This is a genomic window from Streptomyces hoynatensis, from assembly GCF_003626535.1.
Taxonomy (GTDB): domain Bacteria; phylum Actinomycetota; class Actinomycetes; order Streptomycetales; family Streptomycetaceae; genus Streptomyces; species Streptomyces hoynatensis.
This window is the reverse complement of sequence record NZ_RBAL01000003.1, coordinates 434,714-449,403: the sequence shown is the minus strand read 5'-3', so window position 1 is coordinate 449,403 and position 14,690 is coordinate 434,714. Positions and strand designations below refer to the sequence as shown.

Annotated in this window: 15 protein-coding genes; 5 read left to right on the top strand and 10 right to left on the bottom strand. The window is 75.3% G+C overall.

Annotation, left to right across the window (positions count from 1 at the left end):
• Window positions 1–19: 19 nt before the first annotated feature.
• Window positions 20–889: a LysR family transcriptional regulator gene (locus D7294_RS07780; RefSeq protein ID WP_338325625.1), complete on the bottom strand. Its 870-nt coding sequence runs from the start codon at window positions 887–889 to the stop codon at window positions 20–22.
• Between the two features lie 149 nt (window positions 890–1,038).
• Between D7294_RS07780 and D7294_RS07775 the strand changes: the two genes are divergently transcribed.
• Window positions 1,039–1,998: an NADP-dependent oxidoreductase gene (locus tag D7294_RS07775; protein WP_120676936.1), complete on the top strand. Its 960-nt coding sequence runs from the start codon at window positions 1,039–1,041 to the stop codon at window positions 1,996–1,998.
• A 156-nt stretch (window positions 1,999–2,154) separates the two neighbouring features.
• Here D7294_RS07775 and D7294_RS07770 read toward each other — a convergent pair whose 3' ends face one another.
• Entirely contained in the window at window positions 2,155–3,051 is an 897-nt protein-coding gene (locus D7294_RS07770) for an RNA polymerase sigma-70 factor (protein ID WP_120677147.1), read from the bottom strand.
• A 321-nt stretch (window positions 3,052–3,372) separates the two neighbouring features.
• Here D7294_RS07770 and D7294_RS07765 point away from each other — a divergent pair, with 321 nt between their 5' ends.
• Window positions 3,373–3,858 carry a carboxymuconolactone decarboxylase family protein gene (locus tag D7294_RS07765; RefSeq protein WP_120676934.1) on the top strand — a complete coding sequence of 162 codons (486 nt, stop codon included), beginning with the start codon at window positions 3,373–3,375 and terminating at the stop codon, window positions 3,856–3,858.
• 65 nt (window positions 3,859–3,923) lie between these two features.
• Here the strand turns inward: D7294_RS07765 and D7294_RS07760 are convergent, their stop codons facing one another.
• Window positions 3,924–4,829 (bottom strand): helix-turn-helix transcriptional regulator, encoded by a 906-nt coding sequence (locus D7294_RS07760; RefSeq protein ID WP_120676932.1) that lies wholly within the window; start codon window positions 4,827–4,829, stop codon window positions 3,924–3,926.
• Between the two features lie 219 nt (window positions 4,830–5,048).
• Between D7294_RS07760 and D7294_RS07755 the strand changes: the two genes are divergently transcribed.
• Both D7294_RS07755 and D7294_RS07750 read left to right on the top strand, forming a co-directional pair.
• Window positions 5,049–6,089, top strand: a complete 1,041-nt coding sequence (locus tag D7294_RS07755; protein ID WP_120676930.1) for a zinc-binding dehydrogenase — start codon at window positions 5,049–5,051, stop codon at window positions 6,087–6,089.
• Window positions 6,090–6,253: 164 nt separating this feature from the next.
• Complete coding sequence (locus tag D7294_RS07750) at window positions 6,254–6,727, top strand: carboxymuconolactone decarboxylase family protein (protein WP_120676928.1); 474 nt, start codon at window positions 6,254–6,256, stop codon at window positions 6,725–6,727.
• A gap of 63 nt (window positions 6,728–6,790) precedes the next feature.
• Here the strand turns inward: D7294_RS07750 and D7294_RS07745 are convergent, their stop codons facing one another.
• The 6 genes from D7294_RS07745 to D7294_RS32950 all read right to left on the bottom strand — a co-directional run bounded on the left by D7294_RS07745 (window position 6,791) and on the right by D7294_RS32950 (window position 11,877).
• Window positions 6,791–7,729 (bottom strand): hypothetical protein, encoded by a 939-nt coding sequence (locus D7294_RS07745; protein ID WP_120676926.1) that lies wholly within the window; start codon window positions 7,727–7,729, stop codon window positions 6,791–6,793.
• A gap of 94 nt (window positions 7,730–7,823) precedes the next feature.
• Entirely contained in the window at window positions 7,824–8,360 is a 537-nt protein-coding gene (locus tag D7294_RS07740; RefSeq protein ID WP_120676925.1) for a hypothetical protein, read from the bottom strand.
• Entirely contained in the window at window positions 8,360–8,632 is a 273-nt protein-coding gene (locus tag D7294_RS07735; RefSeq protein WP_120676923.1) for a helix-turn-helix transcriptional regulator, read from the bottom strand. Before D7294_RS07735 ends, D7294_RS07740 begins: the two co-directional genes overlap by 1 nt.
• A gap of 64 nt (window positions 8,633–8,696) precedes the next feature.
• The gene (locus D7294_RS07730) at window positions 8,697–9,575 is read right to left on the bottom strand and encodes a class I SAM-dependent methyltransferase (RefSeq protein ID WP_120676920.1); all 879 of its coding nucleotides are present in this window, start codon (window positions 9,573–9,575) and stop codon (window positions 8,697–8,699) included.
• A gap of 24 nt (window positions 9,576–9,599) precedes the next feature.
• A complete protein-coding gene (locus tag D7294_RS07725; protein ID WP_120676918.1) occupies window positions 9,600–11,243 on the bottom strand; it encodes a DUF6297 family protein in 1,644 nt (547 codons plus the stop codon).
• Window positions 11,230–11,877, bottom strand: coding sequence for an ABC transporter ATP-binding protein (locus tag D7294_RS32950; RefSeq protein ID WP_241562175.1), 648 nt, complete (start codon window positions 11,875–11,877; stop codon window positions 11,230–11,232). Before D7294_RS32950 ends, D7294_RS07725 begins: the two co-directional genes overlap by 14 nt.
• A gap of 483 nt (window positions 11,878–12,360) precedes the next feature.
• Between D7294_RS32950 and D7294_RS07715 the strand changes: the two genes are divergently transcribed.
• Window positions 12,361–13,212: a DeoR/GlpR family DNA-binding transcription regulator gene (locus D7294_RS07715; RefSeq protein ID WP_120676916.1), complete on the top strand. Its 852-nt coding sequence runs from the start codon at window positions 12,361–12,363 to the stop codon at window positions 13,210–13,212.
• A 96-nt stretch (window positions 13,213–13,308) separates the two neighbouring features.
• Here the strand turns inward: D7294_RS07715 and D7294_RS07710 are convergent, their stop codons facing one another.
• Complete coding sequence (locus D7294_RS07710; RefSeq protein ID WP_174248288.1) at window positions 13,309–14,505, bottom strand: serine hydrolase domain-containing protein; 1,197 nt, start codon at window positions 14,503–14,505, stop codon at window positions 13,309–13,311.
• Window positions 14,506–14,690: the final 185 nt, after the last annotated feature.

Here is a 14,690-nt window from a genome sequence, read left to right as displayed (position 1 = left end):
AGCCGTTTTCGGTCCCCTGTCAGCGCGCTGCTTCGGCGGCTGTGCTCATGCCCCGTGACCGGGCGACGGCTGCCGCCGCGCGTACCAGCGCGGCGACGCCGCGGCTGCGGGAGCGCTCCGGCCAGGCGATGACCAGCGTTGCGGGAGGGCAGTCCTCGATGGGGACGTAGGCCACCGCCGGCCGGGGATATCGGGCGGCGACGGATCTCGGGAGCACGGTCGTCGTCGTGCCGAGGCCGACGAGGGCGAGCAGTTGCGCGAGATCGTGGACCCCGTGCGCGTTGATGTCGTGCTCTGCCCGTTCGTCGACTTCTTCGGGGGCGATGCCGAGGTCGGCGAGCAGTACCCGCGAGACGGCCGTGAGGGCGTGGCCCGTGGGCAGTGCTGCGACGCGGGGCTCAAGCGCGACGATGTCCGCGTCGATGCCGTCCGGGTCGTAGGGCTCGAACATGAGCGCGGCGTCGGCCTCGCCGGTGCGCAACAGTCGTGTGTGCTCGCGCCAGCCGCACAGGCGTACGGCGATGGGCTCGGCGCCGGCTTCGGTGGCCGCCGCGGTGAGGAGATCCTCCAGCAGGCCCCCGTCGGCGTCCGCCTTGACGGCGAGGAGCAGGCTGCGGTGCGGTGCCGAGGCCCGCGCGGCGCGGCGGACCGCCGCATCGAGTGCCTCAAGGGCGGGTTGCACCTGGGCCAGCAGTGTCGCGCCGGGCTCGGTCAGCTCCACGACTCGGGTGGAGCGCTCGAAGAGACGCACGCCGATCTCGGCTTCGAGATTGCGGATCGCGCGCGACAGGGCGGGGCCGGCGATGCCGAGCCGGCCTGCGGCCCGTGTGAAGCTGCGTTCCTCCGCCACCGCGACGAAGTACCGCAACGACCGGGACTCCACTGCCATGAGCCGCATACTACGACCCGTTCGGCATCGCCATTGATGCCTTCTTGTTCATAGTCGGTTCCGGATCGGTCATTCTCGCGGAGTGGTCCGTGGCCGCAGCCTGGTGCGGTCGCAGCGCGGACGGCCTGCGGCGGAACGGAGAGGGAACAATGCGAGGAATCGGCATCGAGCGCTTCGGGCAGACCCCGGAGCTCAGGAACCTGCCCGTGCCCGAGCCTGGCCCCGGCCAGGTGCAGGTCGCGATCGAGGCCGCGGCGGTCAACCCGCTCGACACGGCCATCGCCTCCGGTGCCCTGGCGGCGTTCGGGGAGTACCGGTTCCCCTTGACGCTCGGTATGGACGGCGCCGGCACCGTGACCGCACTCGGCGAGGGCGTCACGCGGTTCCGCGTGGGGGAACGCGTCTTCGGGCAGTTCTGGGGCGTGCCGCTGCAGTTCGGTACCTTCGCGGAGGTCTGCGTGGTGCAGGCGGCACCCGCGCTCGGCGCGCTGGCAGCCGTCCCCGACGAGATGCCGAGCCATGTGGCTGCCGCGCTGCCGACCTCGGGCATGACCGCGCTCGGCGCCCTCGACCGCATGCAGGTCGCCGAGGGCGGAACGCTCCTGGTCATCGGCGCGACGGGGGGCGTGGGCACCTTCGCGGTGCAAGCCGCCGCCGCCCGCGGGCTCAGGGTGGTCGCGACGGCGCCCGCCGAGCTCGCCGGGCAGATGCGCGGACTCGGTGCCGGTGAGATCGTCACGCGTGGGGCTGAGCCCCTGGAGCGGGCGCTACGCAGGATCGTTCCCCGGGGAGTCGACGCGATCCTCGACGTCGTCGGCGACCCTTCCCTCACGAGCCGGGTGGCCGGCGCGGTGAGGGACGGCGGGGCCCTGTTCTCCACCGCCTTCGGGCTCGACGGGCGACTCCTCGCCGATGAGCGCATCCGTACCGCGAACTACCGGCTCGATCGCAAGCCCGAGCGGCTCGCCGAACTCACGGAGCTCGTGAGGGCGGGCGCCCTCCGGCCCGTCATCGGCGCGGAGGTCTCCCTTGCACAGACGCCGCGCGCCCTCGCCGGCGGCGTCGGCTCGACAGGGCTGCGTGGCAAGACGGTGCTGCGGACGAGCTGAGCCCGGTTCCGGCAGCAGAGAGCGGGTGCCGCCGGATACTTCTCACGGGTCTCAAGCCCGCTGCGTGTACGTCACCTGCTCACCTCCGGGAGAGTTCCGGCACAGGTCCCGGACGGCGGAGGGGTACTTGGGTCCGCGGGCGGGACTCCCGGTCGGTCAGCGGCGCACCGCGGTCTCCCGCTGCATGCGGGAGAGCTTCTCGGGGTTGCGCACCGCGTAGAGGCCGGTGATCAGGCCCTCGTCGAGGCGCACCGCCACGACGGTGTCGAGCCGGCCTTCGAGCCGGAGGAGCAGCGCCGGGCGGCCGTTGACCTGCGCGGGAAGCAGCGTGGCCGTGTCGGCGATCCTCCCCAGCACCTCGGCGACGCGGCCGGCCCCGACGACGGGGGCCTGTGCGGCCCGCACCACCCCGCCCCCGTCGGTCAGCAGGACGACGTCGGGCGCCAGGAGATCGAGGAGGCCCTGGAGGTCGCCGGTTTCCACCGCCCGCCGGAACGCCTCCAGCGCATCCCGCGTCTCCGCCGCCGACACCGCGCCCCGCGGACGCCGGGCCGCCACGTGCGACCGCGCCCGATGGGCGATCTGCCGCACCGCCGCCTGGCTCTTGCCCACCGCCTCCGCGATCTCCCCGTACTCCAGGCCGAACACGTCCCGCAGCACGAACACCGCCCGCTCCGCAGGACCCAGCGTCTCCAGCACCAGCAACATCGCCATCGACACGCTCTCCGCCAGCTCCACGTCCTCCGCCACATCCGGCGCCGTCAGCAACGGCTCAGGCAACCACGGACCCACATACGACTCCCGGCGGCGGCGGAGCGTGCGCAGCCGGTTGAGCGCCTGGCGGGTGGTCATCCGCACCAGGTACGCGCGCGGGTCCCGCACCACGGCCAGATCCACCCCCACCCACCGCAACCACGTCTCCTGCAGCACGTCCTCCGCATCCGCCGCCGAACCCAGCAACTCGTACGCCACCGTGAACAGCAGGCTCCGGTGCGCGAGGAACGCCTCGGTGGCCTCGTCCGGGCGGCCGGCGGGCGTGGGGAGACCGGCGATGTCCCGCGCGCCCTCTCCGCCCTCGCCGCGCGCCCCTGCCGCGCCGTGCGTCCCTGCCGCGCCGTCCCCGTGGCGCTCGCCGTCCCCGTGGCGCTCGTCGCGCTCGCCGTGCTCGTTCACGGTGGCTCCCGTCTGCTCGTTCTCGGCTGTGCCCCGCGCACAAGGCACCGCGCGAGCCGCCTCCTGTGACACCCGTGGCCAGTGGCGTACGTCACAGGGCCGCGGCTGTCACGGCGAGGCCGCCGCCGGTTTCTCCATGAGCGCCAGGCCGCCGGGCGCACGATCCGCGCGGCGGCACGCACCACGAGTGAGGACAACACGATGGAACCCCGTATGGAACTTTTCGGCACGGAAATCGGCACCAAGATCGCCAAGCGGATCTATGCCGTCAGCCTGGTGATTCAGGAATCGTCGCTGCCCAAGGCCGTTCAGGAACTGGTGCAGCTGCGCGTCAGCCAGATCAACGGCTGCGGCTTCTGCGCGGACATCCACGCCAAGGACGCCGCGGGCGCGGGCGAGAGCCAGGTCCGGCTGAACCTGGTCGCCGCCTGGCGCCACTCCACCGTGTTCACCGAGGCCGAGCGGGCCGCCCTGGCCCTCGCCGAGGAGGGCACCAGGACCGCCGACGCCCACCAGGGCGTCTCGGACGAGACCTGGGCCCAGGCCAGGAAGCACTACGACGAGGATCAGCTCACCGCCCTGGTCTCCCTCATCGCGATGATCAACGCCACCAACCGGCTCGGCGTGATCCTGAACAACCGGGGCGGTTCCTACGAGCCCGGCGGCCTCGCCGGACTCGCGAGCTGAGGCACGCGCCCGCGGCCCCACCGCCGGGCCCGGCCGGTGGGGCGGGCGCGTGCCCGGCAGGCCGTTCAGCCGACCCGGTCGGTGGGTTCCGCCGGCCGGGAGGAGGTGGCGGCCAGGCTGGTGAGGATCTTGAGGCGGTCCTCCGAGGTGCTGCCGGGTTCTGCGGTGTAGAGGGTCAGGTCGTGGACGGCCTGGGAGGACAGGGGCAGGTCCAGGGACTGGTAGGTCAGCTCCAGTTCCCCGACGTCGGGGTGCCGGAGCCGCTTGACGCCGGCGTGCCGGATGCGGACGTCATGGGCGGCCCACTGGCTGCGGAACTCGGGGCTGAGAGTGGACAGTTCGCCGATCAGCTCGCGCAGGGCCCGGTCGTGGGGTTCGCGGCCGGCCTCCGCCCGCAGCAGGGCGGCGGTGACGGCGGTCGCGGCGTCCCAGTCGACGAAGAAGTCCCGGGCCGTGGGGTCGAGGAAGATGTAGCGGGCCAAGTTGGGCCGGCCCCGCTCGTCGGTGGTGGGGCTGTCGTACATCGGCTGGTACAGGGCCCGGGCCAGCGCGTTGTGGGCGATGAAGTCCTGCCGGCCGTTGCGCACGAACGCGGAGGACATGGTCATGGAGTCGAGCAGCCACTGGATGCGGGGCGGGACCTCGACGTCCCTGCGGCGCGAGGGCGAACGGCGGTCGGTCCTGGCCGCGCGGGCCAGGTCGAACAGGTAGGTGCGTTCGTCCTCGTCCAGCCGCAGGGCATCCGCCACCGCGGCGAGCACCTCCTCGGACACTCCGCCGATGTGGCCCTTCTCCAGCCGGGTGTACCACTCGGTGCTCACGCCGGCGAGGACGGCGACCTCCTCGCGCCGCAGGCCCGGGACCCGGCGCCGGCCACTGGTGGGCAGCCCCGCCTGCCGCGGGGTGATCCTGGCCCGGCGGCTGCCGAGGAAGTCCCGGATCTCCGCCCGGTGATCGTGTGGGTCGTCCATGCGTTCCACGGTAGCCAGGGAGACGCCGCCGAGGGAGGTCGCACGTGTCCCCCCTATAAACGCGACCTTCTCCGCCTGTGCGGATGCCGGTCTCCTGGGAGGCGCACCGCGAACGCGACTCCGCGGAGCGCACCGGCGAGCACGCGAGGGGGAATCCTCCGCGCCCCCGCCGACCTGCTCCTTTCCCGAATTCACCACTACCGCACCGGAGAACACCTGATGCGCGCGACCCTCATGTACGGCGCCGGCGACGTCCGCGTCGAGAACGTTCCCGACCCCGTCGTCTCGCTGCCCACCGACGCGCTGGTCCGCATCGCCGCCTCCTGCATCTGCGGCAGCGACCTGTGGCCCTACGGCTCGATGCAGCCCCAGGACCGGCCGGTCCGCATGGGCCACGAGTTCATCGGCATCGTCGAGGACATCGGCTCCGAGGTGACCACCCTCAGGCGCGGCGACCTCGTCGTCGCCCCGTTCGCCGTCTCCGACAACGCCTGCCCGTTCTGCCGGGAAGGGCTGCACACCTCCTGCGCCCACCCGCGGGCCGGCTTCTGGGGCGGAACGGGGGAAGGCGGGCAGGCGGAGGCGATCCGCGTCCCGCTCGCCGACGGCACCCTCGTCAAGCTCCCCGTCGCCCCGGACTCCGCGCTGCTGCCCTCCCTGCTGACCCTCTCGGACGTCCTCGGCACCGGCCACCACGCGGCCGTCACAGGGGGCGTCGACGAGCGCACCCGCGTCACCGTGATCGGCGACGGCGCCGTCGGCCTGCTGGCCGTGCTCGCCGCCAGGCGGCTGGGGGCGGAACGGATCGTCCTCATGGGCCGCCACCGGGCACGCACCGACCTCGGCCGCGCGTTCGGCGCCACCGACGTCGTCCCGGCCCGCGGCGGGGAAGGGATCGAGCAGGTGCGTGAGCTCACCGGCGGCGAGGGTACGCACGTGGTCCTCGAATGCGTCGGCACCAGGTCCGCCTACGAGCAGGCCCTCGGCATCGTCCGCCGCGGGGGCGTGGTCAGCCGCGTCGGCATCCCCCAGTACGAGGACGCCCCCGTCGGCTTCGGCAGCCTCTTCCGCCACAACATCCGCCTCGCCGGGGGCCCCGCCCCGGTGCGCGCCTACATCGAGGAACTGATGCCCGACATCCTCGACGGCACCATCGAGCCCGGGAGGGTCTTCGACGCCGCCACCCCCCTCGACGGCATCCCGGCCGGCTACCGGGACATGGCCGACCGCAAGAGCCTCAAGGTGCTCATCAGGCCCTGAGCCCTCCCCGGCCGCGGCACGGGGAGAACGGGGCGGGCCCGACTCCGACGGGCGACGGCGCGGGACCACGCGCCAAGTGACGCAGGTCACATAGCCTTGCGGTCACATCGCCCCGGGACGATCGGTCAATGCGGTGAAGGAACCGAAAAGGCAAGGAGATCATCATGGACGCCCGCTTCCCCTACTACCGCAACCCGGTCGGAGCCTCGTTCATGAAGGCCATCCAGTCCGCGGGCAAGGCGGTGGAGAACTCGGGACTGCCTGCCGCGACGAAGGAGCTGGTGAAGATCCGGGTCAGCCAGATCAACGGCTGTGCGGTGTGCACGGACATGCACACCAAGGACGCCGCGCACGCCGGGGAGAGCGCGGTGCGGCTGCACCTGATCGCCACCTGGCGGGAGGCCACGGTCTTCACCGAGGCCGAACGGGCCGCCCTGGAACTGGCCGAGGAGGGCACCAGGATCGCCGACGCCGCGGGCGGCGTCAGCGACGAGGTATGGGCGAACGCCGCCAAGCACTTCGACGAGGACCAGCTCGCCGCCCTCGTCTCGCTCGTCGCGATCATGAACACCTGGAACCGGCTGAACGTCATCACCCGGCAGCCCGCGGGCGACTACCGGCCCGGCCAGTGGGGCTGACCCGGCGGCCCGCGCCCCGGGACCGTGCCGGGTACCGGGGGGCGGGGGGCCGGAGGCGCGGGCTCAGAGCCAGACGCCGCAGCGGTGGCGCCACTGCCGGTAGCCGCGGACGGGGCCGGCGTTGAGGTAGCTCCAGGGGGAGGCGGAGATCCGGCCGCCCAGCAGGCGGAACATGTCGCGGGCGGCCTCCCGTTCGCCGGCGAGGGCGAAGGCCATCGCGAAGACGTTGTGCTGCCAGATCCAGCCGGCGGTCCTGCGGTAGGCGGGGTGGCGCACGGAACGCTCGGCGGCCTCGTGCAGGTCACGCCGGACGGCGGGGCGGCGCAGGTACGCCAGGGCGCCGCCCTTCCGCGCGACCATCGACTCCAGGTGGGCCTGCGCGATCAGCACCCCGAGCGGGCTCCCCGGCGGCGCCCCGGCCGTCACGGCGTGGGCGAAGTGGTGCGCCGCCTCCTCCGAGCCGCCCCACTTGGGCGTCAGCTGCTGCAGGTACTGGGCGTGTGCGCCCAGGTGTCCCGGGACCAGGCGGACGGCCGTCTCGAACCGCTCCCGGGCGGCGTCCGGTCCCACGTGGAGCCCGCGGGCGGTGAACAGCAGCTGGTGCCACGGCTCGGCCCAGGTGGGCTCCCGCTCGATGGCCTCGTGCAGGTGGGCCTCGGCGATCCGCAGCCGCTCCTGGAACTCCGGGCACCGCCGATGGTCGATGTCCCGCCCGGCCGCCTTGGCGGCGGCGGTGTAGGCATCCCAGGCCCACACGATGTGGCAGGAGCCAGAGGCGAGGAGGGCGAGCGCCGGCTCGGGTTCGGTCGCGATCAGCCCGGCCAGCCAGGGGCGGACGTCCGCCACCCCGCGCAGGCCGCTCAGCGGCATCGCCCAGTCCTCCTGGGGGGCCGCGAGGATCTGCCGGCGGACCTCGGGCCAGTCACGCCGCCGTGCGGCACGCCGCACTTCCTCCCCGTGCCGCACGATGCGGGGCCACAGCCTCAGGCCCGCTTGCGTCACCGGTCCACCCCCGTACCTTCCTCGTTCATCCGCAGGTCATGTGGATATCACACGGGGAGGAGGGGGCCGGCGGCCGGGGCGCCCGCGGGGCGGGTCAGCCGGCCTGGGGGGCCCGGGCGGCGACCGGGTCGTCCTCGGGTTCGTCGGCCGTGCGCAGGACCGCGATCCACAGCGGAAGCAGCCAGTGGGTGAGGAGGAGGGCGAAGAGCGCGGCGAGCAGAGTGCCGGTGCCGACGCCCGAGTCGGTGAGCCGCTCGGCGAGCAGGAGCGCGCCGAGCACCGCCACCAGGCAGGCGAGTTGCACCCGGTGTGCCGTCGTGTGGGCGCGCCCGCGCTCGGCCAGCTGCCGCTCGTCCAGCACCCGGGCGCGCAGTTCGAGCAGGCCGCGCGTGGATGCGTTGAGCACGCCGGTGCACACGCACCAGGCCAGGAGGAGCGGCACGAGAAGCGCGAGCAGCAGCACGCCGTTGTCCCCGGACAGGGGGAAGACGGCCGGGGTGGCCGCGGTGAGGAGGACGTGCGCCGCCGTCCAGGCCGCGCGGCGGCCCCGGGTGGCGTGCCAGCGCGCGCCCTCCTCTCTGTTCATCACGCGGAGCATCGTGGCGTCGTAGGTCGTCGGCCGGCTGTCCATCAGGCATTCCTCCGTGTCGATCCCGGGCTTCCGGGGGCGCCGTACACCTCGTCCGTGAGCGGCCGGAACGGCTGGAGCGAGAACAGCGCCTCCACCGGCAGCGCGAAGAACTCGGCTATGCGCAACGCCAGATCAAGGCTCGGGTTGTACTGCCCACGCTCGATGTGCCCGATCGTCTGGTAATGCGCGCCGACGGCCTCGGCCAGCGCCCGCCGCGTGACGTTCCGTTCCGCACGCACGACCGACAATCTGTTGTAGACCTTATCGCTCACGTATAAGTTCTACTACATGCAGGAGCGTGCGGGCTACCTCGGCGTGCACAGTTCCGCGGGCCTTCTACCGCCCGGCGCCCGGGGCTTCCTGACCCTCGCCGCCCCGCGGTCCCGGCCGCCACACGAAGAACTCGGTGCCCGGCCCGCGCTCGGAGAACCGGCCCGAGGCGGAGGCGCCGGCCAGCAGCCGGCGAAGCTCCGACTCGAAGGCGTCCCGGCGGTCCCCGAACAGGTGCGGGGCCGAGGAGGACAGGGAGTACACCCAGGCGACGACGTCGTCGACGGTGCGCTCCAGCGCCTGCCCGCCGGGCACGACGTGACGCTCGGGGCCGAGAAAGCCCGCCCGGGCGAGAATCCCGGCCTCGCCGCCCGGCGTTCCCTCCGGCAGCAGGCCACGGCCGGCCCGCCGGACGGGGCCCAGGTACCGCCCGACCAGCGCCCGCACCTCTGCGTAGGGCACCGCCGGGTGCGCAAGTCCCCCCGGGGCGGGGGTTTCCGTCTTCAGGTCGGAGACGTGGACCAGCGCCCCGCCGGGCAGCAGCATGCCCCGCACCCGCGCCGCCACCAGGTCGCGGTCCATCCAGTGGAAGGACTGGGCGAAGACCGCCACGGTGAACCGGCCCAGGCCCGGCGGGAGTTCCTCGGCCCGGGCCCGAACCCAGCGGGCCTTCGCGGCCACTCCCGCCTCCGCCGCCCGGCGGCGGGCCTCGCCGATCATCCCCTCGTCGGCGTCGACGCCGACGACCTCGGCGAAGTGGGGCGCCAGCGGCACCGTGAGGATGCCGGGCCCGCACCCCACGTCCAGCAGGCGCCCGCGGCCGTCGAGGCCCAGGGCGGCGGCGAGCGCCTCCGCCAGCCCCGGGGCGTAGGGGAGCCGTCCGCGCGCGTAGTAGGGGGCGGAGCCCAGATACAAGGTGTCGTCCCACTCCCAGCCCGCCGCCATGTCCGCCGCCGCCCTTCCCGAAGATCACTCCGCCGTCGGGCCCGAGCGTCCCATGCCGTGGCGCCGCGATGCGAGCGGATACCTGCCGCCGGGCCACGCGCCCCGCCGCGCCCCGGTTCGGCCCGCGGGTCCCGACCGCAGGCGGTACGCGGTCCGCTGGGCCCACCAGGCCGCGGCCGCGCCCACCGCCGGCGCGAGCGCCCAGGCCGCCGGGGGCGTTGCGCCGCGGGAGGCGGTGGCCACCAGGGCCGGGCCCAGCGCGGCCGAGACGGCAAGCGGGCCGCGGAAGGCCCACAGCAGCACCTGCACGGGTCCGGTGTTGCCCAGCGGCGTCTCGGAGCCGATGAGCAGGCGGGTGGGCACGGCGCCGCGATAGGACTGCACCAGGGCCGCGCACACCAGCGCGGGCACGCCCGCGAGCAGCAGCGGCGCCCCGCCGCCGAGGACCACCGCGGCGGGCAGGCCGGTGAGCAGCAGCAGCGCGCCCGGCAGCAGCCCATGGCGCAGCGCCAGGGACCCCGGCGGCCAGGGCAGCGCGGCGGAGCGCCGCATGTCGTCGCCCTCGAGCCGCGCCGGCTCCGCCAGTTGGGAGGCTCCCGCGCACCCGGCCACCAGCGCCGCGAGGGCCGCGGCCGGATGGGGCAGGGAGGCGCAGGCCAGGGCCGCCGCCCACCACAGCGCCGCCCACAGCAGCCGGGAGGGCTCCCGCAGCAGGCCGGTGGCGTCCCGCCACGGCACCAGCAGCAGCGCCGCCGGCCGCCCGCGGCGCGGAGGCGGCGGCCCGCGCCTGGCGACCGGGGCCCGGCCGCGGGCGGCGCGCACCGTCGCCGCGGCCAGGCGCAGGTCGAGCGCGTACCCGGCGGCGGCGAGCCGGACCGCGGCCGCGGCCTGCTCGCGCAGCACCCGGGCCGGTATGGCCGGCGCCGCCCGGCGGGCCGCGGTCAGGGCCGCCGCGGCCCCGGCCGTGGCGAGGGCCGCCGCCGCGGCACCCGCCCAGGCCGGCGCCCCGCCCGCCGCCGCCACCAGGGGCAGCGCGGCCACCGCGGCGAGCGGCGGCGCCCAGGGCAGGGTCCGCGGCACACCGCCGTGCCGCTGCGTCACCACGCCGGCGGCCGTCGCCAGGCAGCCCGCCGCCCCGCCGCCGCAGGCCCCCGCGAGCAGGGCCGCCCACCACGGTCCCGGGCGCAGGGCGTGCAGCACCAGACCCGCCGCCGCACCGGCCGCGGCTCCCGCCCCTCCCCACAGCGCCGCCGCGCGGCGGAAGGAGGGCAGCAACAGGGCGCGGCGCGCCACGGGGTGCGGCAACAGCCAGGCGGCGGTGGGCGGATCGACCCGCACGGGACCGCGCCAGCGCGCCCGCCGCGCCGCCGCGAGCGGCAGCAGGGCGCACAGCACGGGGCCCGCCACGGGCAGCAGGTGCAGGACGCGGTCGGCGGCGGGCCCCTGCCAGCTGCCGTCCTGCGCGGCCCGCAGGGCGGCGGCCAGGTAGGGCACGCCCCACACGGCCGTGACGAGCAGCACGCAGTAGAGGGTGTAGGCGGTGTTCCCGCGGCCGGCGCGGCGCCCTGGTGCCCGGCGTTCCCGCAGGTAGGCCAGGGCGCCGGCGGAGGCGGCCGCGGCGGGCTCCGGGGTGGGCGGCGCCTGCCGGGGGGCCTCAGCCGAGGTCATGCGGGTGCAGGCGGCCGTCGTCGAGGGTGACGGCGCGGTCGGCCGCCCCGGCGGCGAGGGCCGGGTCGTGGGTGGCCATCAGGACGGCGGTCCCCGCTTCGGCGGCGGACCGCAGCCGGCGGGCCAGGTCCGCCCTCGCCCCGGCGTCGAGGCGCTGCTCAGGCTCGTCGAGGATCAGCAGTTCGCGGGGCCGCACCCAGGCCGCGGCCAGGGCGAGCAGCTGGGTCTGTCCCGAGGAAAGACCGGCGGGCAGGCCGTGGGCCCGGGCGGACAGGCGATGTTCGGCGAGCGCCGCGTCCACCGTGCCGTCCGCCGCGGCGCCGAGTCCGTGGGCCAGCGCCACCAGCATCAGGTGCTCGCGGACGGTCAGATCCGGATAGCAGGCGCCGAAGTCGAGGACGGTGGCGACCGCGGCCCGGAACCGCGGGTCGTTCTCGTCGGCGGCAGCGCCGTGCAGCCTGGCCTCGCCCCCGGCCGGCCGCTCCCGCCCGGCGGCGAGGCGCAGCAGCGTGGACTTGCCGGCGCCGTTGCCGCCGAGGATCGCCACGCACTCGCCGGCCGCCACGTCGAGGCTCACCCCGTCGAGGACCCGGTGGGTCCCGTAGTGGTGGCTGAGGGAGCTCAGCCGCAGCACCGGCGCGGCGCCGCCCCCTCCGCCGGCGACCGGCGCGGGGGCCGCACCGGGCCCCCGGCCCGGGTGAGCGCCGCCTGCGCCTCTGCCGCCACGCACCCGCGTCCCCTCCTCTCGTCCCCGTGCGGTCGCCCGGCCCCGCGCCGTCGTGCGGCCCGGGGAGGTGGCCGCCCCGCCGCGTCCCCCGGCAAGATCCGCGTCCCGACCGCCGAGGATACGTCGCCCCGCCCCGGCGCCCGTCGCGGCGCCGGCCCTCCCCCGCGCCGCGGCCGTCGGCCTTGCGCACGCTTTCGCTTCCCGGTCTCCCCCTTGCCAACGGAAAGGGGGGCCGGCGCCGAGGAGGCCCGCGCCACCGGCCGCGGTGGCCGCGTCTGCCCTGCGTGAACCCGGCCCGGCGCCACCGGCGCCCGGGATTGCGGGGGTGTCCGAAGGGAAGATCGGGCCGCACCCGCCCCTCGTTGACAGGGAATGGACGGGCTGGGAAGGATGCCCCTCGTGGTGGTCGACCTTGAGGGCGTGCCCGCGGAGGAGCGCCGGCAGCGCATCGCGGGCATGGTGGAGGAACGCGGCTTCGTGCATGTCGGCGACCTGGCGGCGGCCTTCGGCATCTCCCGCGTCACCGTGCGCTCCGACCTGGACGGCCTGGAGAAGCAGGGGCGGCTGCGCCGGGTGCGTGGCGGGGCGCTGGCGAGGCACCGGGCCGGCGGGATGCCCGCGAGCCGGGCGGGCGGCGCGATCGAGTCCTCTTTCGAGGAGGCGAGGGGTGCCGCGGCAGCGGAGAAGGCGGCGATCGGCCGCCTCGCCGCCCGGCTGATCAGCCCCGGCGAGAGCGTCATCCTCGACGCGGGCACCACGGCGACCGCCGTGGCGCGGGCCCTGGTCGAGCGGGCGGACCTGCACGACGTCGTGCTGCTCACCAACGGCCTGTCCGTCGCCAGGGAGCTGGAATCCGCCATCCCGCGCTACACCGTCATCGTCACCGGCGGCACCCTGCGGCCGCTCCAGCACTCCCTGGTCAGCCCGCTGGGCACCGGAATCCTGGAGCAGGTCAACGCCGACACCGTCTTCCTCGGCTGCAACGGCGTGCACCCGCGCCGTGGCTTCACCAACCTCAACCTCCCCGAGGCCGAGCTGAAGCAGGCCATGATCCGCTCCGCGGCGCGCTGCGTCGTCGTCGCCGACGGCTCGAAGGTGGGGAGGGTGGAACTGGCCCCCATTTGCCCGATCGGCCAGGCGGACCTGCTGATCACCGGGGCCTCGGCCGACGCGCAGACGCTCCAGGACTGCCGCGACGCCGGCCTGGACGTCGACGTGGCCACGGCGCCCGAGGGCCACTGACGCGCCCCGGCCCGGCCGGGGGCGGCTCCGGCCGCCTGACCCGGCGGTGCGGGTGCCGTCCCCGGCGGCGTCCGGCCGGTGGGCCGCCGAAAGGGCTCAGTCTCCGGGAGCGGTGCCGCACAGCTCCTCGTCCACGAGCGTCCGCATGGCCTGCTGCGTGTCCTGGCCGCCGTCGCTGGTGACGTAGACGACGGCGGTCCTGCTGCCGTCGGCGGTGACGCCGCCCCACATGTGGTAGCCGAGCAGTTCCCCGGGGTGGCCGAAGTAGCTGCCGCCGCAGGACAACGGGAGCTCGCCGAGGCCGAGTCCGTAGTCCGCCCCGATCTCGGGCGCGGGCACGGTGGCCGTCATCTCCGCGAGTTGTTCCGGGGCCAGCAGGCGGCCGCCGAGCAGCGCGCGGTAGAACCGGTTCAGGTCGCCGGCGGTGCTGATGATCGAGCCGGAGCCGACGGCCATGCTCGCGTTGAGCTCCGTCACGTCGATGCCGGTGCCGGTGCCGGTGCCGAACGTGGCGTAGGCGTGGGCGTGCGGGCCGGGGATGGAGGGGAGGGTGCCGGGCGTTTCGGTGCCGGTCAGGCCCAGCGGGCGGATGATCCGGTCGGTCACCTCCTGGGCCCAGCTCCGGCCGGTGACCTCCTGGACGATCATCGCGGCGAGGAGGTAATTGGTGTTGGAGTAGGACCAGTCGGTGCCCGGGCAGGGCTGGGAGGGGTGCTCGGGGCAGGGCGCCGGCGGGTGCTGCATGGCGAGCCCCACCACCTCCTCGGGGGTGTAGCTGCGCAGCCGCTCGGCCCGATAGCCGTCCGCGCTGGTCAACGCGGGGATGTCCGGCAGGACCTCGGGGATGCCCGAGGTGTGCTGCAGCAGTTGCCGCACGGTGATGCGGCTCCCGTCGTTGCCGTTGCCCCTCACCACGCCGGGCAGCCACTGCTCGACGGTGTCCTCAAGCGACAGGCGGCCCTCGCCGGCGAGTTGCAGCACGACCGTGGCGGTGCAGGTCTTGGTGGCGCTGCCGATCCGGAACCTGCCGTTCCACGGCATCGGCGCCGCGGTGCCCCGCTCGGCCGTCCCGGCGCGCGCGCCGTGCCGGGTGCCCGGTGTGGTGACCTCGGCGAACACGCCGACGGCGCCGGTGTCGTGGATCGCCTCCACCTGCTGCCGGAGCGGGTCGTCCGGCCGTGGACCGGCCTGCCGGGGCCCGGCCGCCGCCGGTCCGGTCGATGCGGCCAGCAGAACCGCGGCCAGGCCCGTCAGGACCAGCCGGGCCGGCCGGCGCCTTTCCCCCACGTGCACGGTGCATCCCTCTTCCGCTCGGATGGCCCGGTCATCCGGGGACCGCTCGGGCGGTGGCCCGCGGCGGTTCCGTCCCCGGAGCCGGTGATCGAGAGCCATCCCACCAGGGCGGAGGGGCCCGGCCCACCCGGCTGGCCCCCGGCCCGCCCCCGCGCTGTCCCCAGGGCGGGGGCGGGGGTTACCCC

Bases quoted from the DNA above. Each gene is read 5' to 3' on its own strand.
- D7294_RS07780 (WP_338325625.1), bottom strand. From the start codon at position 889: ATGGCAGTGGAGTCCCGGTCGTTGCGGTACTTCGTCGCGGTGGCGGAG.
- D7294_RS07775 (WP_120676936.1), top strand. From the start codon at position 1,039: ATGCGAGGAATCGGCATCGAGCGCTTCGGGCAGACCCCGGAGCTCAGG.
- D7294_RS07765 (WP_120676934.1), top strand. From the start codon at position 3,373: ATGGAACCCCGTATGGAACTTTTCGGCACGGAAATCGGCACCAAGATC.
- D7294_RS07760 (WP_120676932.1), bottom strand. From the start codon at position 4,829: ATGGACGACCCACACGATCACCGGGCGGAGATCCGGGACTTCCTCGGC.
- D7294_RS07755 (WP_120676930.1), top strand. From the start codon at position 5,049: ATGCGCGCGACCCTCATGTACGGCGCCGGCGACGTCCGCGTCGAGAAC.
- D7294_RS07750 (WP_120676928.1), top strand. From the start codon at position 6,254: ATGGACGCCCGCTTCCCCTACTACCGCAACCCGGTCGGAGCCTCGTTC.
- D7294_RS07740 (WP_120676925.1), bottom strand. From the start codon at position 8,360: ATGGACAGCCGGCCGACGACCTACGACGCCACGATGCTCCGCGTGATG.
- D7294_RS07730 (WP_120676920.1), bottom strand. From the start codon at position 9,575: ATGGCGGCGGGCTGGGAGTGGGACGACACCTTGTATCTGGGCTCCGCC.
- D7294_RS07725 (WP_120676918.1), bottom strand. From the start codon at position 11,243: ATGACCTCGGCTGAGGCCCCCCGGCAGGCGCCGCCCACCCCGGAGCCC.
- D7294_RS07715 (WP_120676916.1), top strand. From the start codon at position 12,361: ATGCCCCTCGTGGTGGTCGACCTTGAGGGCGTGCCCGCGGAGGAGCGC.